We start from the raw sequence: 19,115 nt of genomic DNA, 5'->3' as shown, positions 1-19,115 counted from the left end.
TTAAAGGGGGCCAAGATACAATACACATTCGGATCTTCGATAAAGGAGAAGAGATCTTGGAGAAAAAGAAGAGAAGACGCATCACTCGTGTTCTGATTTTGGCTGTGTTAGGAGTTGCTGTGTGTTATACCTTATACAGCAACTTAACAAAAGAAACCCGTGGCACACTGCAGGCAGGAGACAAGGCTCCAGATTTTGTTTTAACCGATTTGTCTGGAAAACAACACCAGCTTTCAGATTACAAAGGTAAGGGTGTATTCTTGAATTTTTGGGGTACATGGTGCGAGCCATGTAAAAAAGAAATGCCACACATGGAGAAATTGTCAAAAGAATATAAAGGTCAGGTAGAAATCCTGGCCGTTAACGTAGGCGAATCAGAATTTCAGGTGAAAACATTCGCGGAACAATATGAATTAACGTTTCCAATTCCGATTGACAAAGGTAAAGAAGTCCAGAAAGCCTATAATGTAAACCCACTTCCAGTCACCTTTATGATCAGTCCTGAAGGAGAAATAGTAGATATTATCACTGGAGGATTAGTGAAAGAAGAGCAGGTAAGAGCCCTTTTTGAAAAAGTAAAACCATAAATTATTTAAAAATGATCATAGCTTCCTGCTAGAAATTGTTCAATTAAAATATATTTTAACGCCATAGAAAAGAGCCGAGTAATTAAGAGGGCATTGAAAAACTTATGCCTTTACATTTTTCACACAAAAACAGGCAGCTTTCGGTTCGATTTTGAACCGAAAGCTGCCTGTTTCCTTTTCATTTGAAACTTTATTTTGGAGCCGGAGTTACATGATTTTAACGACAGGCAGAGCAACAATCGACATTATAAAAAATAGAGAGAAGAACAGGGAGAACAAAGACCTTAGCGCCTAACTCCCATTAAATCGGAGATTTTGAAGGGGTTAGGCGCTCACTTTAGTTCAAATTTTAAAGAAAACGGTTTTTCTTGCTGGCGCCTGGAATTCTGTTTAACTTTAATCATTAAGGGAAACATATGGGGGATAAACTCACTAGGGTAGCACTGATCTCTTTGCACTCAACTGAGAGGTGGGTGTTTAACATTATAAAATGTCTTGGTTCCCTAATGATGGAGGGTGATAAAATATGGAGAATAAAACCAACGAGCATACCTCTAGCGATCAACACAAGGAATACGAACACGACCATGAACATGGTGGAGTTTTCGGTCCTAATACAGAGCTTATATTTTCTGTTCTCTCAGGTGTGCTATTAGGGATTGGATTTATACTAAGCTTCATTGGAGGAACACCTGAGTGGGTGAGTTTAGTATTTTACATTGGTGCTTACTTTTTCGGAGGTTATTACACAGCAAAAGAAGCTATTGGGACTGTAGCAAAAGGCGGATTTGAAATTGATTTCTTAATGCTTTTAGCAGCTATAGGCGCTGCTATTCTTGGAGAATGGGCAGAAGGCGCCTTATTATTATTTTTATTTAGTCTAGGACATGCATTAGAACATTTCGCCTTAAATAAAGCCCGAAAATCAATTGCTGCACTTACTGATATGGCACCTAAAACAGCGATCGTACGCAAAGGTGATCAACAGAAGGAGATTCCTGTTGAAGAATTACAATTAGGTGACATCGTTATTGTTAAGCCTAACAGTACAATATCAGCTGACGGAGTGGTGATAAAAGGAAAAAGCAGTGTTAATCAGGCACCGATTACAGGCGAGAGTATTCCAGTTGACAAATATCCGATTGAAAATGCATCAATAGACTTTCAAGACAAGATGCCCCCTTCTGAAAACAGGGTGTTCTCTGGTACAATAAATGGTTCAAATGTGTTAGAAATAAAAGTGATAAAGGAATCAAAAGATTCGACTTTAGCACGGTTAATTAAACTCGTTAATGAAACAGAAGCGCAAAAGTCACCAACACAGCTCTTTACCGATAAATTTGAAAAATATTTTGTTCCTTCCGTATTGGGACTGGTTGTGTTGCTGCTATTTGCTTTTTTGGTTATTGACGAAACATTTAGCGAAAGCTTCTATAGAGCCATGGCTGTATTGGTTGCCGCCAGTCCCTGCGCACTTGCTATTTCAACTCCTAGTGCCGTTTTAAGTGGAGTGGCTCGGGCTGCACGTGCCGGTGTTTTAGTTAAGGGTGGCAGTCCTTTGGAAGATTTAGGAGAACTAACAGCGGTTGCCTTTGACAAGACTGGAACATTAACAGAAGGTAAACCAAAGTTAACAGAAGTGGTTCCCTATCAAAATGTTAAAAGTGAGGAACTTCTTACCGCTACCTTAGCTGTCGAAAAACTAAGTGATCACCCTTTAGCTGCAGCTATCGTAACAGGAGCAACTAAAAGACTTGGTGAGAATTCAGTAGAAGAGGCCTCAGCACTTGAAGCAATTACTGGTAGAGGTGTAAAGGCAAAATGGAAAGGTGAAGAAATATATATAGGAAATAGAGGTTTATTTGAGGAGGATCTTTCTGTTTCCATACCCAAAGAATTAACTTCAGCTTTAGAAAAACTAGAATCTAATGGGAATACTGCGATGATTGTTAGGAAAGGCAATACTTTCTTAGGTATAATAGGTGTAATGGATACACCTAGAAAAAACGCAAAAGATATTATAACAAACTTAAAGAATATCGGAATAAAGCGAATGATTATGTTGACTGGTGATAATCAACGTGTAGCGGATAATGTTGCTAAAGAGATAGGAATAACAGACGCCTGGGGTGGTTTGTTACCAGAGGATAAAGTGAATGCTATAGAAAAGCTTAGACAGCAGGAAAACAAAGTGGCAATGGTTGGGGACGGTGTGAATGATGCGCCAGCAATGACTAAAAGCACGGTAGGAATTGCAATGGGTGCTGCAGGATCTGACGTAGCATTAGAAACTGCTGATATAGCACTGATGGCAGATAACTTAGAGGATTTGCCCTTTGCGATTGCACTTAGTCGGAAAAGCAAAGGTATCATTAAACAAAATTTATGGGTAAGTCTAGGTGTCACTGCTTTTCTAATCCCTGCAACGGTGTTTAATTTTGCTGGTATTGGTTTAGCTGTTCTTATTCATGAAGGTTCTACTTTAATTGTGGTTTTTAATGCATTACGATTATTAGCTTATCGTACTAGATAATACCTACAGAAAAAGTTGTCTATTCCAAGAGACAACTTTTTTTGTAGGTGAATTTTCTTACTTTGATGTCCAATTTCTATCTTGTGTATTTAAGTCAAACACCGTTTGAAGAATAAATAAGGATGGGTATAGATGTTACAGACTTTCCTGCTCGAAAAGTCTATAAGAAAGTATTTTTAGCTACTTGGATGATTTGCTCTCAAAATAAAATAAAAACAAGCTCCCATTCGATTGAACTGGAGCTTGTTTTTATTAATTTGCATTCTTAGCATTATAGATTGCAACCGTAAACGCTTCGCGTGTTGCAAGATGTGTTCCGTAGAACTTATCGCCTTGGAAAAGGCCTGTTCTGTCGATTGAAGCCATTGTTACAATGCCTTCGTACGCCCAATGGTCTGCACGAACGTCAGAGTATTTTACACTCGCAGCCGCAGTTTGAGACATTTTCAGATCGAATGCGCGCTGAATAATAGCGGCCATTTCGTTACGTGTCATTTCTTCTTCCGGACGGAACGTTTTATCGTCAAATCCCGTGATGATGCCTGCTTCACGAATCGCGGCAATATCGTAAGCGAAACGATATGTTTTCGGCACATCTTTAAAGTGGCTCATGACTTCTGGCTTCAAGCCAAGTACACGGTTCATGATTGCCGCTGCCTGACCGCGTGTTACTTTTGCGTCCGGGCGGAATGTGTAATCTTCAAATCCGTTGATGACTTCTTTATCTGTCAGCGTTTTAATCGCTGTGTATGTTGCCTCTGTTTTCGGTACGTCTGTAAACCAAGACGGAGTAACAGTAACTGGTTCAGCCGCTTCTTTTATTACACGTTTCGCACCTGCGTATCTTGGTCCCCAATAAGTATTGCTAAGAGAGACAAGCGCAATTCCCTGGCTTGATGTTGCATTCAATACCATATTGCCGCCGGCATACACACCTACATGTGAGATCCCTGCTTTATATGTATTTTTAAAGAATACAAGATCGCCTACCTGTAAATCGCTTTTTGAAACTGCTGTACCAATGTTGTATTGCTGATCTGTTGTACGTGGAATAGAAATCCCTGCTGCATTTTTATAGATGTACTGAGTAAATCCTGAACAATCAAATCCACTTGGTGTTGTTCCACCAAAGACATATGGGACACCCATAAACTTTTTCCCATAATCAATAATTGACTCTCCAGTAGATGCTGCTTCTGTCTTGAAAGACCCCACCGGGGAAAGTGTCAAGAACATAACAGCTGCCATAAACATAACCAGTGCTTTCTTAAAACGGTTCACCATAGACCTCCCACAGTCTTATAAGATTTATCTATCTACTTCTCTATTTCTCTATTTTTTCCTTACAGGGATAATCATAACAAAATTAAACATAAATAGTTTTAAAGCTATATTACAAATTTTCGTTTTTCTTCTGCTTTGACATCTTTTTGTAATAATACACAATTTATTTATCAATAATTGGTAAACATTGCACAGTTAAGTAATAAAAACGTTATAGTTTACAATAATCAGAAAAAATCTCTTAAACGGAAAAATGTGATAAAAAGAATCACGTGAGCAGTATTCCCACCATCATTCAATTACCATCTTGTTTTTGATCTGTAGCCGAACAGAGCGGCAAACTCACAAAGTTCGCCTCAACCACAACAAGCTATTTCTTTTCGGAGCAGATAGCTAATTAAAAAAGCAGAATTTTTAAATACTTACGCACCATAAACCTTTGATTTTTCATTGGCGCTAAGTGTTTAATCTCACTCCCCAAAAAGGGTCCTATCGTAACATAATGGAATTTCTTGTTCGGATCAGCCTGCAATCACTACATATTTTCCCCTCCCCTCCTTTAATGAAGGACTCTTATTCCCGCCGAAAATATGTTATAGTTACTTTGGTGTTTAGACTATATAGTGCTGGCCTGCAAAAGGAACAGCTGTTAATCAGGGAGTTGTTAATAGGAATGAAGAAATGGTTGCTGCCTCTTTCAATAGCAACAGGGGTTTTCGCACTTTCAGGCTGTAATGGAGCCGAGGACAAAGCGGTAGCTAACTCTAAAGCTGGAGATGTCACTACATCTGAGCTATACGCTGAAATGAAAACTAAATATGAAGCTCAGATGGAACAGACACTGCAAGAATTAATGCAAAAAAAAGTACTCGCTGAAAAGTATGAGGTAACAGACGAAGAGGTTGAAGCTAAAATCAAAGACTTAAAAAAAGAGCTTGGCGATCAATATGAAACGGCTCTTTCTCAAAGTGGAATGGATGAAGAAGGTTTAAAAGAATATCTTAAGTTGGAGATTTTGCGTGAAAAAGCAGCCTTTGCTGACGTAAAAGTAACAGATAAAGAGTTAAAAGAATTCTATAATACATGGCAGCCTGAAATCAATGTAAGCCATATTTTGGTTGCAGATGAAAAGAAAGCAGCCGAAGTTAAGCAAAAACTTGCAAAGGGAAGCAAATTTGAAGATCTTGCAAAAGAGTATTCGTCAGATACTGCTTCAGCAGAAAAAGGTGGCAGCCTCGGCTGGATTGATAACTCAGCACGTGGACAGTTTGTTCCTGAATTCACAGCAGCACTCAGCAAACTCAAAGTAAACCAGGTAAGTGCACCGGTTAAAACCCAGTTCGGTTATCATATTATTAAAATCACCGAGCAAAAAGAAAAAGAATCGTTTGGTAAAATGAAAGATCAACTGAGCGAAGAACTAAAAAAATCCAAACTAGATGATATTGCCATCCAAAAAAAGATTGACGAAGAGATGAAATCGGCAGAAGTTAAAGTTGTAGGTGAAGACTTTAAGGATGCTTTTAAAACAGAAGAAACATCTTCTGAGGATGAGAAAGCCACTGACTCAGGTGCAATAACCGAAGAATCTGCCAAATAAGATAAATTGCCACGCCTTTTTTTAGATAGTACAGCCTAGGCGAACCCATTTTTAAACCACTCTGAAGTGACCGATTAAAACCAGATAAAAAGACTGGCCACGTCTCTGATCAGCAGATGATAAAAAGTTCCAAATTTATATGGCAGCCTGGTTTCTGTATTTTACAGGAGTCAGGCTTTTTAGCTATTGCTGTGCCTGTTTTTGACACTCCCACGGCTGAAGCCGCAAGCCCTTCACCTTGCGGTGAAACGGGTGGGATTCTGAAGTGCGAAACCGTCCACTATCCATTTCTGTTGGGGACTCGCCTTCAGTTAAGGGCGGTGTCATCAGCCCGTCCTGCTTCGTTTTGTATGCCTTTGGCATCCCTGTACCTTACAGGCGGTCCTGCTGTTACCACAGGACTAGGTTAAGCTGCTTGCTTGTTTTCTTTTTTGAAAGGCCGCTGATGGCTTTCAAAATATTAATGGCCGCATTCGCATCAGCATGAAGTGTATACTGGCATTTGACACACGCAAATGTGTGTCTTTTTCGATTCTTTTTGTCTACATGACCACATTTACACGTTTGGGAAGTGTGATGTGGACTGACATATTCAACTTGAATACCAGCCATTTTGGCTTTGTATTCAATAAACTGCTGAAGCTGATAATGTATGTCCCCAAGAGTGCAGATTTCTTCCAGCTTCTTTTTTTGATTTGGCTTTACGGCGAATGCCTGTAAAATCTTACATTCGAATGCAGCGAACACCGCTCTCTGCAGCAAAATTCACGATTTGCCGGCTCATTTTATGATTTAGGTTTTTCATCCACTGTGATTCTTTGTTTTTGGATTTTTTAATAACGGAGAGAAGCTTTAGCTTTCCTAACTTTTTTCTTCTTGAAGAAAAAGTTCTTCGAATGAAAGCAGCCTCGTTTCCGCGAAAGAAGAGCGTTTTCGTACCAACCGAGGCAACAGCTAAATAGTTCAGCCCTACATCGATGCCCATTACTTTTGAAGAAGAAGCAGCTCGTTTTGGCTCAAACGAAATAGAAAGTGAGACATACCACCTGCCTTTTTTCTCATACAGCTCAGCGGCTCCTTGTTTTGCCTGCCCGGAAAGAATTTTATCTAGCCAGTGCTGCTGGTATACTTCTGCGATAACCGGCACCCCAATTCTCTTTTCTAACGTAGGGAAAGACAACTTATATAAACCGTTTTCCTTTTCGATAGCGAGGTTTTGATTATTAAAACCACACCAGAAACGGCGAAACGTTTTTGCTTTTTGATTCTTTTTCTTGGATTTCACTTCACGGATGGTCTGATTCACTACTGCCGAAGGTAGTTTTTCTTGAGAAAAAATCTTGTAGACCTTAGACGTTGCTTTAGATAGTTCTTCATAACGTAGCAGCCAGTTTGAGAAAGAAGTGTTTAATTCCGTCATTTTTTGATACATCTGTTTCTGTGTTTCCGTTGGTTTCATCAGCTCTAACCTCAATGAAATAGTTTCCACTTTTGATCCTCCTTTCCAATTTCCTTTATAGAATAAGCATACCAAATGTATGTTCGATACACAAATACTAAAATTGAAACAATAAAAAAATCGAACCTTTGACATGTCAAAAGACATGCCCGGTTCGACCTCGCTCTCATCCCACCTCTGAAGAAGTGGGCTTTCCCGCTTGGAAAGTCTGTAATTATAAAAAGAAAGATAATCTTGTGTCCTTTTTCAGGCTTATTCCATCAATTCGGTAACATAAAATAGGACTATTATTCGGTTATGCCAGCGTCCTTTATAGGTCAATAAATTATTTTTGTGTCCCCTACCACCTGGTCTATTGGAATAGCTCCAATGTGTCTGCTATCTTTACTATTTCTTCTATTATCCCCCATTACAAACAGGTACCCCTCAGGAACAGTTTCACTTCCGACTGGTGTTTCTTCTAATGTAAAAGATTGTGTTAACGGTTCATCTAAAAACTCTTTTTTATACTCAGCTAAATAAGGTTCTGCATATGCCTTCCCATTTACATACAGAGTATCATCTTTATATTCAATACGGTCTCCCGGCAAACCAATTATACGTTTTATATAATCTTCATCTTCAGTTGCATGAAAAACAATAATATCAAATCTTTCTGGTTCTTTGAACTTGTAGTTAAATTTGTTTACAATCATTTTATCTTCGTTTTGCAGGGTAGGCATCATTGACTCTCCATCTACAATTATCGGACTAAATGCAAATACACGAATGCCTCCAGCTATTACAAAAGCTGCTACAATGGCCTTCACCCATTCCATTGATTCTGATTTTTTTCGACTTTTCCTCAATCTTCCTTCCCCTTTCTTTAAAGTACAAGTGTGGTTTACTAGTGTTACCACAAATTCTAAATAGGAGATATGTGGTTCATCCTCACGTCTTTTTAAATAGAAAATGATCTTAAGTTTGGTCTATCAGATTTTGCCGGCAGAGCACCTCAATTCTACCCTTTTAGGGCAGAATTCCAGATAAGGGACAGAGTAAGTACCCGCTTTGTGAAACGAAAAGGCTGCCTTTTTTGTTACAGCCAATAAACTTGAATATACGAACGAACTTCCGCTCAACTATTCTGGCAGAGAGGCTGAAAAAGCATCTGACCATTCACAAAGCATTCCAATCCACTCTACCATTTTTTAGCCCGAAAATCTCTTAAAACTCTTTGTCTTTCATCACGTATTCCGTGTTCTTTGCCATATCGTAGGCAATTATTACATAATCTGCATCAAATAAACCATAAATATTTCCGAAGTTTGTATCTTTAACTTTGACCTTTGTTTTTAAATATTCATTTAGGTTAGTTGAAAATTTTTCAACACTGCCATCCAAGTGCTCTGCTATAGCAATACCTGCATCATTCCCCAAGCTATCAATTTTCTCGGATACTCAGTTGCTGCTTTAGCTTTCTTCATTCTCCATATCCATGGTTTCATGGTCCATGCCTTCCATATTGCTATCCGAGTTGTTTGAATCGCCATTTCCACATGCAGCCAGCGTTGCTGATAAAGCTGCTACCATAACCAGCCCTTTAAATCCACGCTTCATAAGTACCGCCTCCAATAATTTTATATCGTTTACATCCTATTAAGTAAATGTGCATTATGAAACATGCTTACAGATTTATTAAAAAATAAATATCTATTTATATGCTATTAAGATTTATTACGAGCTGTTTTCTTCCTTCCTTCCCCCGCTTACCCATATATATCCATGCCCCCATGATGTTCTTAAGTGGTCATCTACAGGAAATTTAACTTCCCTTAATTTTCCCCGTAAGTTTCTTATATGAGAGTCAACTGTGCGGGTATCTGTGTATTTATATCCCCAAATTTGTGTAATTAAATGTTCTCGTGTTAAAAACTGATTTTTATTGCTTAAGAAACATTCCAGCAGATTAAACTCTTTCTGAGTCAATGATAAGATTACATCCCCATATTTGGCTTCATACCTTTCTCTATTTAACACCAAGCCATTAAAATGGACTTCACTCAAACTTATAAGACCTTCTCTTCTTAAATTAGCTTTAATTTTTGCTAAAAAGATGTCCTCGTCTATTGGCTTAGTCATGAAGTCATCCGCTCTAGCATAGAGACCGCTTAAGATCGATTCCTTATCAGTTCTTTCCGTTAAGATTAAAATAGGGATGTTAGAAAGACCCTTTACTCTTTTACACATTTCCAACCACGATCTAACAGAGGAGGTTAGATCAAGAATAAACAAATCAATCAGTTCATTCTGAACTGTATGTATGATATCGTCTTCAGACACCGCCCGTAAACTTCTTATTTCTTCCTTGTTCAGAAGTGAATGTAGCGGGTTTAATCGATCTTCTTTGCCTTCTAATATCAAAATAGAATGCAAAAATAGCACCACCTTTTTCTTGAAAAATGTAACTGTAGTTAATTATCGAAAAAACTTGTGCAGAAATGATGGAGTTTGTTTTTTTCGTTTAAATAAAAAAAAGCGGGCAATATATTTAGGGAATTTAAATTTTAAGAGGAGGTACAACAATGAACCATAATTTCCACGATTGTATTAAGGCTTGTTTGGAGTGTCTAGAGGCTTGTAACGCGTGTTTCGATAAATGTTTATCTGAAGAACATGCCCATTTGATGGAGGATTGTATCCGATTAGACCGCGAATGCGCATAGATTTGTGCTCTTGCAGCACAATCTATGCAAAGAAACAGCCCATTCGCAGCACAAATCTGTCAGCTGTGTGCAGAAATTTGTGAAGCATGCGGAAATGAATGCCAGAAGCACGATGATGATCATTGCCAACGATGTGCCGAAGCATGTTTCAAATGTGCGGAAACGTGCCGCAGTATGGTATCTTAAGATACCATTCCGGTCAAACGGACATTGAGAAACGAATGAGATCAACGGTAAAAGACCTGAAGACTAAACTCTACCTTCACAGCTAATTCTTCAGGTCTTGCTTAAAAAGTTGCTATGAAAAAAGAAGCTGATTATCAGCCCCTTTTAATTCGTTGATATTCTCTTTGCACCCAAATAACGTTTAGACCAGTAACTGTTGTTCATAGAACTGATTCCAACTCCTTGGGAAGAAGAACTGTGAATAAATTCGTTGTTTCCTAGATAGATGCCTGCATGGGAAGCCCCAGGTTTATACGTTTCAAAGAAAACCAAATCTCCAACTTGTGGTGCGGATACTTTTGTTCCCTTTGTATAAATCTCCGCTACTGTCCTTGGAATATTGATACCCTGACTCTCCTGATAGACATACTTCAAGTATCCGCTGCAGTCAAAACCGCTTGGTGTATTTCCTCCCCAGACATAAGGGACATTGATATATTTTTTTGCTACCTTTACAAGCTTAGCTGGTTCATATGTATAAGTATTTTTCACTTGACTTGGAGATGTGTTTTTTGTCACCGAAACTCCTAATGCTTTATATGTACTTGGCCCAACAATGCCATCAGCCTTTAAACCCTTTTTCTTTTGAAAGTCTATGACAGCTTTTTTCGTTACGGAACCAAAATATGTAGTGGTATTAACTGTAAAGTACCCTTTGTTTTTAAGTACACTTTGCAACTCGGTTACGTCTTTATGGGTCATGCCCTCTTTTAAAGTTTGATCTCCCAAGGCTGCGTTACTGATAATTGGACTGGTAAATAAAATACCTGCTGCTGTGAAGGCCATTATTAACTTTTTCGCTTTCATTATGCCCTGTCCCCCTGAACAACCTGCTTATTATGTATATATCTTATCACCATTTTTACTTTTATTCGGTAACATTTCCATTACAAAATGTGCAGAAAATATGAATTTGATAAAATTATCGGGGAACGGTGCCTGAATATTCGAATAAAAAAGAAACATATAGGTTGAATACTGTCTAGTTTTTCAATTTTTTGTGTTACTAACTCTCCTAGTAGAAATGCTTACTCTTTCAAAATATGAGATAAAATTGACCTGTGCATGTCTTCATATATGCCCAGGTCAACTTTTGAAAGTGATTTTCAAGGGCTGATAGACATCAGTTTGATATGATCATTTCAAAAATCGAACTATTGGAAAGGAAAGCCATTTGTAAAACCTGCAAATTTCGATTGTATCACACAGAGAACAGGCCCCCTTAATCAATAAAATTATTGTGCTTGCGGATTTATTAGCCCATATGTAGCAAAAGTGACAAGTTTCTAACATATCCAGTCTAAATAAAACTTAGGAAGATTGTAACTCAGTATTGATGGCTAATATCGTGCCCTACTGTCCCTAAGCAGGTTTTTGAATTCTTGAAGTTCATTATTGCCTGTTGATTAAGCAGCTAATCCTTTTGTTGCTTTTAACAATATATTTTAACACTTTTAAACCTTTTAAACTTTTAGGAAGCTGGAAAACCTTGATATATAAGGGTTCTCAAGGCCTATATATGGACAAATTCGGTTTTTAATATGGACAAATTCGGTTTTTAATATGGACAAATTCGGTTTTTAATGCGGACGAATCCGGTTTTTTAATATGGACAAATTCGGTTCTAAATATGGACAAATTCGGTCTTAATATGGACAGTTTCGGTTTAAACATGGACGAATTCGGTTTAAACATGGACGAATTCGGTTTAAACATGGACGAATTCGGTTTTTAATATGGACAGTTTCGGTTTCAGGGCTTTTATCGTTATTTCAACCGAGCTAATCGTAATGATTTTGATTTTTAATATGGACAAATTCGGTTTTATAACAGAAATGTTTAAACAAAGCAACTATTACCACTTAATAAACCAAGTCACACGCTTTTTAAAGAGGATTAAATATGGACAAATTCGGTCTTAAATATGGACGAATTCGGTTTGCTGAATTGTGGATTAGTTTAAAAAAAGTCCACACTTTATTCTTTTTTAAGAGAATTATGTTAAGATGATAAAAAGGGGTGTAGAACTTGGAGAACAAGGAGATCATTGTAAAATCAAATCACCTAATCGAAGCTAAATATAAGTTATCCATGCGCGAGCAGAAAATTATCCTCTATTTGATTTCCAAGATTGAAAAAAATGATGATGATTTAAAGCTCTATCGAATATCTGTTAAAAATTTTAATGAAATGATGGGGCTGAAGGGTTCACCCAAATACTCAGAAATTAGGGAAATCACAACTGAATTATTGAAAAAAGTCCTGGAAGTAAAACAAGGAAAAACCATTTACTCTTTCCACTGGCTGTCGCTCGTTGCTTATAATGAGCAGGAAGGTACGATTGACATGCGTTTTGATCCTATTTTAAAGCCGTATTTATTAGACTTAAAACGGGATTTTACAAAGCTGAACCTCAAGCATATACTTTTGCTGAAAAGCGGAAACAGCATAAGGATTTATGAATTGCTGAAACAATATTTAAATATTCGGGAACGTACCATTAAAATTACCGACTTAAAGCTTTTTCTAGGTCTTGATGAAAATGGATACCAGATGTACTCTGATTTTAAAAGAAAAGTGATTGTCCCTTCTATGAAAGAAATTAATGAAAAGACAGACATAAGCTTTGATTTTAAAGAAATTAAGGAAGGAAGAAAAGTTGTTTCACTCCGCTTTTTTATTCAATCAAAAATCCTTGGAAAACAGGAAATCATTAGTGTGGAAGAAGCTTTGGATGATCCGTTACTTCACGAATTAAAAATGATTTTAGATAAAAAAGGGTACGATTTACCAAATAAGATTTATAAAAAGTGGCTTGACGCTGCAAATAAAATATGGAATAAAGCGAGTACCGATGAATTGGTCTTGCTTGTTAAAGATTCTGTAAAGAAAAGCACCATAGAAAACCATTTAGCCTTCGTTACATATATTTTGAATGAAAAAGTAAAGTATATTGAAACCGGCAAAGACCACCGGCAAATTACCGTACAGGATAATTATAAAAATACAATTAGAACCGAACTTCTGCCTTCCTGGTTTGTGGAACAAAAAGAGAATCAGCAGCAGGAACTTACTTTTGAAGACAATGATGAAGAGTTCTTAAAAAAGAAAGCGAAGCTGCAAGCCGAATTAAAAGCAAGGAAAGAAAAAGCAAATTAATTCCCTTTTATACGTAAGATGTCCTGAAACGCAAGTGGAATGTAACTGAGTTTTTTTAGACATACTTCTTAACCAGCTTATTCTTATAAAGCGCCTGCCATGTTTGGTTAGGTGCTTTTGTTGTTGGATAATTGAGTCCGCAACCTTGTACGACAGATTTTAAACCCAGAAAAAGACCAGTACGGCTCACGTACTGGTTGTAATCGCTTTTGGAACACTTGAATAACTTAATTTTTCAAAGTTCTTTTTCTCAATCTCCAAGCTCTTCTGGATTACTTTTTTCTCTTCCTCTGCTTTTTCGATTCTCTCTTGGTGAGTTTTAATTTTTTCTTTTACGATTTGGTCCTTCTTGACCTTCAAACCATCATCCAATTCTTTTGAAATTATATCTACATTAAGATTATCTGGTTTCTTTATAAAACCAAATAATCCTTTTTTCTCAAAAGATTTATTTAAAGACGCGGATAACAACTGCAGCTGCCGCTGTTCAAGATAGTGGTTTTGTTCATTGAGCTTAATAAGCTCAATAGAGGATTTATTTTCGCCAATAATTCTGTCCAGTTCGTTGAGGTCTTTTTCATACTTAAGCATATTTAATTGAATCGTTTGGATGGCTAGGTTTTTTTCTAAATCATTTAACCGGTCGCCAATCATATCATCCTGGTCAGATTCTCTTCTAATAACCTTCAAATCATTGGACTCTGGCCGTACAGGCTTTTTAATGCCGCTGGATGTAAATAACTCTGATGCGTGAATTCCTGCTTCTACAAGGATATCTACAGAGCCTTTCCCTGCCTTCTCCATAAGGACAAAGACCATTTGTAATTTAAAAACACTTATGTAGTCCAGACGATAATATTTTCCATAACGCTCCGGGGCAATATATTCAATAAGATCTGAACGAAAATGATTTCGAATGGTTGAATCATTACGGCCTAGAATTTTTCCTGCTTCAACTGTGCTATAAGATGTTTCTGTATGCATTTCTAAAATGCTTTCGGTAAACAAATGTGATTCTAACTTGTTTATCAAGCAAAGTTTGTAAATTGGATCGTCTTTGAATTCGTTAATCAGGATTTCTTTCATATTCAAATTATCCATCACTTATACCTCCGTCCCCTTTTACTTCTTAACACTAATGATACCTAACAAATACTTATAAATCAATATTTACAAGGCCTCAGACGAACAACAGCGATTGCGCTAAATATACCAAACGATAATGATCGAAGTCGATAATGATCGGTTACTTTAAAATCAATTTCGATATTGATTCCTTCTTTCGTTTACGAACTAATCAAAAACGATAATGATCTTTAACGATCATTATCGTTTGTCTGCGCTAACTATCGATATTACTGGATAAAACAGAATTACGTATGCGAATTTTAATGATTTTTTGTATAGTTGTTATAGGGAATTAAAAAAGAAGAAAAGTGTTAAAATAGGGATTAAATAAATGAGAAACAAAGTTTTAATTTTAATGGATTTGTTTATTTTATGAATACACGCGCGTTAGAGCGCTTTTTGATTGATCAAGAACGATAATGATTTTAAACGCTAAAGTTCGTTCGGGAGCGTTAGCCATTGATTTTAAAGGATTTTTGCGGTTTTTAGTTTAGAATGGTAATGATTTTCGAGTAGCGCTAAATAAAAAGGTTGTAAAAAAAAGACTCCAATTTCGGAGTCTTTTTTATGTTATTTCTTGCCGAACAAGCTGTTATAGTCACGTTTTGATTCACTTTGAACAGCAGAAGAATCTAATTTTTTAAAAAGGCTTCCAGCAGTTGGTTTTGCTTTTTCTTTTTTTACTCGGGTAAAAGCAGATAAGCTTGCTAAAACTTCATCTGTTTCTTCTTCCTGCCTACTTTCATCAAATTCTATTACTTTATGCTGAATGGCTGCGATTCGTTTAGGAAGCCCGAGTCCGGCAAAGACCAAGTAAAACTTGATACCGGAAAGAGTAGGATGAACATACGTTGCTACTGGTTTTTCACTGGCTTTTTGCGCATAAGTATCCATGATGATGTCCATTTTGTTTGTAAATTGAAGATTAAAGAGACTTTTTGCGGTCGTTTGATTTGTAACTACACTTACGGCAGCACGTTCTGTTTTTCTAAAGTCATATCCGTCTGATAGCACGCCATCTTCGATAGCACCTGAAATCTTATTGCTAAATGCAGAATCATTGTCCAGATCTGGCGGGGTTCCCAATTCCAATTTTGATAAAGAAATAAACCCAGGGGTTTGAATCAGATTGGCAAACTCACTGGCATCAAAGTGATTATCTCCAAAAGGAGCAAAGCTGTTGGTTACGACGTTGATTTCATGAAGAGTGTCGGCTACATAAGAATTACAGTATTTTAAGAAATCATCGATACTTTTAGCGGCATTACCTGGCTTGTTTATGTACTCCGTATATAATTTTTGGTTATCTACAATTAGAATGGCGCCCATTGCCTGCATAGCGGTTGAAATTTGCTGCATTCTTTCGATTGCATTTCCTAAAACATTGCCGCCTTCATTATCTCTTGGAAGAGTTAAAATTAGTCCGAATCGGCTCTCAAAACCATAATTGTAAAGCATATCAATCGCTTCTAAAACAGCGCCCGTTCCAGTACCACCGCCTAAACCAGCCACGATCCATACAAAGTCTCTATCAGAGAAATTACGTTCAATACTTTTTAAAACAGCTTCTTTGTTTTCAATAAAAGCCTGTTCACCTTTTTCAATATCACGTCCGGCTCCGCCTTCGTAACCTTTGAGCGGCACTTCGTGAATGGCTTCTTTTTCACGGTCTTTAATTTTCTCAAAGTCCTTTAAGTTTGTATTTACTAAAACCGCTGTATAAAGGCTTTTGTTGTCAGTGGTTTTTACGCTCGCACATTCTGCTGCGATAGAACAACCGCCCATCCCCAAACCTAAAAATCCAAATTTCAAACTGATATCAACGTTTTGAGTTAAACCGATGTTATTTGTAGTATTCATATAATTTCTTCCCTTCTTATTCATCTTTTTAGCTATTCTGCGCTTGGACATGCTCGATCATCTCTCTCCCTAAATCGGATATAGAATACATTCGTGCCCGGCCGACTTCTTGAACATCAACTAAACCTGCACCTTCTAAACGGGCAGTCCAGGTATCCAGTGTATGCCTTGAATTGATCAAATCGCGGTTATTAAAAGACCTGTATAAACTATTCACTTCATCTTTAAGTTTATCCTTTAAAATAGGCTGGTTTTCTAGTGCAGCTAAAAAATAAACACCTTCCTTAAGCCTTTCATGCAAGATATGAAAAACTTCATGATTGTTCATTTTTTAAAACCTCCCAACTGCCGCAATAACTGCGGCTATTAGATTCAATATATGCATGTAACAGCATCAATTATTGCGGCAGTAAATGCCTCTCAATCATAATTCAAGCAAATGGTGGAAGTCAATATATAAAATTCCTATTGAATAATTCTTGAGAAGGGAGCTGAAAACCTTTTTTCCTGTTCAAGAACGAGAATGATTGCAAATTAGCTAAACGCTTATCAGCGCTGGCAAACGATTTTGAGCGATCTTGTTGTTAACGCTGGCAAACGATAATGATCGCAATAGTCATTTACCAATCACAAACGATGATGATTGGTTCGTGTACATCAGGTCGTGTATGGAAAGCAGCCTAAAATGGTTGAAGAAGTAATTGTTTGAAATGATGTTTTTTAATTCAGGGACTTTATATAAAGAGAGGGGGGGAAGCAATGCACCGAGATACAATAAATGTATAAATCAAGGTTTTAATACAACAAATATATACTTTTAGGGAGGACATCACAATCAGACGAAAACAAGCAGAATTGCAAAGCACTTACTTACAAACTTAAATTTTTTCAAATCAAAGAGTTGGCTTCTTTGTTGGGATGGAAGGTCTTATTTTTTGAAGGAGATGAACGTACATAACCGAAATAAGCAGATCATTTTGATCCAAGAAGATTTAAGAAATCAAGAAAACTCGTAAGCGCAGACATAAGAGGGCATGGCTTTAAGTTTCACATAAGGCTAGGAATGAGTAGTACATCCTTTCTCCTAATTTTTCCATGAGTTTACTCTCCGGATCCCTATGGGATAAACAAACTTGTTGATTTACAAATATGGTATAAAACTACCAAAATACTAAAAATTGGTTGACAGATGCTCGATACCTACATACAATGAAGCCAAATTTAACAAAAAGATCCAAAAGTATTGAAAGTTTATTTTAGTAGAATGCTATAACGAAAACAAATGATTAAATATTTATTTTCACTGACGCTGTTGGACCGGACTTAGCAAGAAGACGAACATTCACCTAACTATTTTAACTGGCTCATTTCAGCTGGTTAAAAAAAGGAGAGGAATAGATATGTCATTCTTTGCAATTCAAGTGAAAAGCGGCCAAGAAGTGGATGCGAAAGAAATGCTGAAATCTATTTTTTATAAGAGAAAAGAGTTTCAAGTGAAGGGGATTTATGCGCTTGAGACTGTCACGCAAGTACTTGGAAGAGAATTAAACTCAGAAAATTTATCTGATTTTTTAGATAATGGTGATATGACCGCTTATTTGCATACAAAACGCACTAAAGAAAACTTAAGCAACCTGCGCGCAGCCTATGCCGGGATCGATCCGGCGGATGATAGTGATGAAACAAAGCGTATGCGTGAATCATACCAGAAAGAAATCGCCCAGCAATCAGAGGAGCTAAAAAACACGAATTACCGAGGCAGATGTATTCAAAGTGTATTAAAAGGCTATATTTTGCTGGAGCTGAAAGAAGACTTATTCGAGATCCCTAAAAGAGTGTGGCATCTCATTAACTCGATTCCTAAAGTGATAGGGGTTGTGGGTTCTTACTCTATACCTGATGAAGAGATGGAACAGTTTTTTGAAAAGATTGACCTGACGCCAGCAGTCGAAGTATGTGCTGCGGAAACAGAGGAGAAAAGTGAAGAAGAGCAGTTGCATGAGGCGAATATGTCAGGAACCAATCAGGAAACAGAGGGAGATGAAAAACATGAGGCCTCTGTAGCTGATCAGCTGGATGAATTAAAAGAACTTACTGACGACAAGAGCCCGCTTCAAAGCATGTTTGAAAAGTGCCGTTCCTTTATTCGTGGAAAAAGGGAAATTCTTTCACTGCCAGTGCCGCTCCTTGTGTACATTTACAAGAAACAGCATGCTTCATTTGGACAGGAAATACGAGACTCCGATTTTGTTAGAACGTTTATAGGAAGACTGCGGCTGGAGGTGAGCAGCTAGATTGCCGCTTTCATAAGACACACTTGCACTTAGAGTATTAACCTGCCTGTAAAGAAGCAATGAGCCGGCTAATGCAGAAAATGAGGGTTTTATGAAAAAAGTAAAAACTGAATAAATAACGATTCAGCCTGGAAATGATTTTTTTAATCGTTTTACGGGATGGCGAAGCCATGCTTTTTTTGGACAATGGGCTGCAGTTTATCAGTCTTTGGCGAAGAAGCCCCTGCTTTAACGGCTAATTAAGCAGGAGCAGCTCAATCAAATAAACCAGAGAATGTGAT

15 protein-coding genes and 2 pseudogenes are annotated in these 19,115 nt (G+C 37.4%); 6 read left to right on the top strand and 11 right to left on the bottom strand.

The window, feature by feature from the left end:
- Window positions 1-56 precede the first annotated feature (56 nt).
- Together resA and VP97_RS00485 are read left to right on the top strand one after the other, a co-directional pair.
- Window positions 57-587 (top strand): thiol-disulfide oxidoreductase ResA, encoded by a 531-nt coding sequence (gene resA, locus VP97_RS00490; protein ID WP_050179651.1) that lies wholly within the window; start codon window positions 57-59, stop codon window positions 585-587.
- 526 nt (window positions 588-1,113) lie between these two features.
- On the top strand, window positions 1,114-3,120 hold the full coding sequence (locus tag VP97_RS00485) for a heavy metal translocating P-type ATPase (protein WP_082220167.1): 2,007 nt from the start codon (window positions 1,114-1,116) through the stop codon (window positions 3,118-3,120).
- A gap of 252 nt (window positions 3,121-3,372) precedes the next feature.
- On the opposite strand, the gene VP97_RS00480 is transcribed toward VP97_RS00485, so the two are convergent.
- The gene (locus VP97_RS00480) at window positions 3,373-4,401 is read right to left on the bottom strand and encodes a C40 family peptidase (RefSeq protein WP_050179650.1); all 1,029 of its coding nucleotides are present in this window, start codon (window positions 4,399-4,401) and stop codon (window positions 3,373-3,375) included.
- A gap of 676 nt (window positions 4,402-5,077) precedes the next feature.
- On the opposite strand from VP97_RS00480, the gene VP97_RS00475 reads away from it, so the two are divergent.
- Window positions 5,078-6,004, top strand: a complete 927-nt coding sequence (locus tag VP97_RS00475; protein WP_050179649.1) for a peptidylprolyl isomerase — start codon at window positions 5,078-5,080, stop codon at window positions 6,002-6,004.
- Window positions 6,005-6,187: 183 nt separating this feature from the next.
- Here the strand turns inward: VP97_RS00475 and VP97_RS00470 are convergent, their stop codons facing one another.
- From VP97_RS00470 to VP97_RS00450, 6 genes and pseudogenes are all read right to left on the bottom strand, one after another.
- The gene (locus tag VP97_RS00470) at window positions 6,188-6,367 is read right to left on the bottom strand and encodes a hypothetical protein (protein ID WP_050179648.1); all 180 of its coding nucleotides are present in this window, start codon (window positions 6,365-6,367) and stop codon (window positions 6,188-6,190) included.
- 27 nt (window positions 6,368-6,394) lie between these two features.
- Window positions 6,395-7,493, bottom strand: a pseudogene (locus VP97_RS00465) (RNA-guided endonuclease TnpB family protein).
- A 287-nt stretch (window positions 7,494-7,780) separates the two neighbouring features.
- Entirely contained in the window at window positions 7,781-8,281 is a 501-nt protein-coding gene (gene lepB / locus VP97_RS00460; protein ID WP_050179673.1) for a signal peptidase I, read from the bottom strand.
- A gap of 388 nt (window positions 8,282-8,669) precedes the next feature.
- A complete protein-coding gene (locus tag VP97_RS00455) occupies window positions 8,670-8,882 on the bottom strand; it encodes a D-alanyl-D-alanine carboxypeptidase family protein (protein ID WP_050179647.1) in 213 nt (70 codons plus the stop codon).
- A gap of 33 nt (window positions 8,883-8,915) precedes the next feature.
- Window positions 8,916-9,062 carry a hypothetical protein gene (locus VP97_RS23610; RefSeq protein WP_156153367.1) on the bottom strand — a complete coding sequence of 49 codons (147 nt, stop codon included), beginning with the start codon at window positions 9,060-9,062 and terminating at the stop codon, window positions 8,916-8,918.
- Between the two features lie 117 nt (window positions 9,063-9,179).
- The gene (locus tag VP97_RS00450) at window positions 9,180-9,878 is read right to left on the bottom strand and encodes a response regulator transcription factor (protein ID WP_050179646.1); all 699 of its coding nucleotides are present in this window, start codon (window positions 9,876-9,878) and stop codon (window positions 9,180-9,182) included.
- A gap of 149 nt (window positions 9,879-10,027) precedes the next feature.
- Here VP97_RS00450 and VP97_RS00445 point away from each other — a divergent pair.
- Window positions 10,028-10,354 (top strand): annotated as a pseudogene (locus VP97_RS00445) (four-helix bundle copper-binding protein).
- Between the two features lie 144 nt (window positions 10,355-10,498).
- On the opposite strand, the gene VP97_RS00440 reads toward VP97_RS00445, so the two are convergent.
- Window positions 10,499-11,200: a C40 family peptidase gene (locus VP97_RS00440; protein WP_050179645.1), complete on the bottom strand. Its 702-nt coding sequence runs from the start codon at window positions 11,198-11,200 to the stop codon at window positions 10,499-10,501.
- A gap of 1,221 nt (window positions 11,201-12,421) precedes the next feature.
- On the opposite strand from VP97_RS00440, the gene VP97_RS00435 reads away from it, so the two are divergent.
- Entirely contained in the window at window positions 12,422-13,552 is a 1,131-nt protein-coding gene (locus VP97_RS00435; protein ID WP_050179644.1) for a replication initiation protein, read from the top strand.
- A gap of 186 nt (window positions 13,553-13,738) precedes the next feature.
- On the opposite strand, the gene VP97_RS00430 is transcribed toward VP97_RS00435, so the two are convergent.
- The 3 genes from VP97_RS00430 to VP97_RS00420 all read right to left on the bottom strand — a co-directional run bounded on the left by VP97_RS00430 (window position 13,739) and on the right by VP97_RS00420 (window position 16,868).
- Window positions 13,739-14,653, bottom strand: coding sequence for a hypothetical protein (locus tag VP97_RS00430; protein WP_050179643.1), 915 nt, complete (start codon window positions 14,651-14,653; stop codon window positions 13,739-13,741).
- Between the two features lie 597 nt (window positions 14,654-15,250).
- A complete protein-coding gene (locus VP97_RS00425) occupies window positions 15,251-16,540 on the bottom strand; it encodes an FtsZ/tubulin family protein (RefSeq protein WP_050179642.1) in 1,290 nt (429 codons plus the stop codon).
- 28 nt (window positions 16,541-16,568) lie between these two features.
- The gene (locus tag VP97_RS00420) at window positions 16,569-16,868 is read right to left on the bottom strand and encodes a hypothetical protein (RefSeq protein WP_050179641.1); all 300 of its coding nucleotides are present in this window, start codon (window positions 16,866-16,868) and stop codon (window positions 16,569-16,571) included.
- Window positions 16,869-17,940: 1,072 nt separating this feature from the next.
- Here VP97_RS00420 and VP97_RS00415 point away from each other — a divergent pair.
- On the top strand, window positions 17,941-18,834 hold the full coding sequence (locus VP97_RS00415) for a transcription termination/antitermination NusG family protein (RefSeq protein WP_050179640.1): 894 nt from the start codon (window positions 17,941-17,943) through the stop codon (window positions 18,832-18,834).
- Window positions 18,835-19,115 lie beyond the last annotated feature (281 nt).

This window comes from Domibacillus robiginosus (assembly GCF_000966195.1).
In the GTDB taxonomy this organism is placed as follows: Bacteria; Bacillota; Bacilli; order Bacillales; family Domibacillaceae; genus Domibacillus; species Domibacillus robiginosus.
The sequence above is the reverse complement of the archived record's forward strand: the minus strand, read 5'-3'. Positions and strand labels throughout refer to the sequence as shown.

Bases quoted from the DNA above. Each gene is read 5' to 3' on its own strand.
- VP97_RS00485 (WP_082220167.1), top strand. From the start codon at position 1,114: ATGGAGAATAAAACCAACGAGCATACCTCTAGCGATCAACACAAGGAA.
- VP97_RS00475 (WP_050179649.1), top strand. From the start codon at position 5,078: ATGAAGAAATGGTTGCTGCCTCTTTCAATAGCAACAGGGGTTTTCGCA.
- VP97_RS00470 (WP_050179648.1), bottom strand. From the start codon at position 6,367: ATGCCAAAGGCATACAAAACGAAGCAGGACGGGCTGATGACACCGCCC.
- lepB (WP_050179673.1), bottom strand. From the start codon at position 8,281: ATGGAATGGGTGAAGGCCATTGTAGCAGCTTTTGTAATAGCTGGAGGC.
- VP97_RS23610 (WP_156153367.1), bottom strand. From the start codon at position 9,062: ATGAAGCGTGGATTTAAAGGGCTGGTTATGGTAGCAGCTTTATCAGCA.
- VP97_RS00440 (WP_050179645.1), bottom strand. From the start codon at position 11,200: ATGAAAGCGAAAAAGTTAATAATGGCCTTCACAGCAGCAGGTATTTTA.
- VP97_RS00430 (WP_050179643.1), bottom strand. From the start codon at position 14,653: ATGGATAATTTGAATATGAAAGAAATCCTGATTAACGAATTCAAAGAC.
- VP97_RS00425 (WP_050179642.1), bottom strand. From the start codon at position 16,540: ATGAATACTACAAATAACATCGGTTTAACTCAAAACGTTGATATCAGT.
- VP97_RS00420 (WP_050179641.1), bottom strand. From the start codon at position 16,868: ATGAACAATCATGAAGTTTTTCATATCTTGCATGAAAGGCTTAAGGAA.
- VP97_RS00415 (WP_050179640.1), top strand. From the start codon at position 17,941: ATGTCATTCTTTGCAATTCAAGTGAAAAGCGGCCAAGAAGTGGATGCG.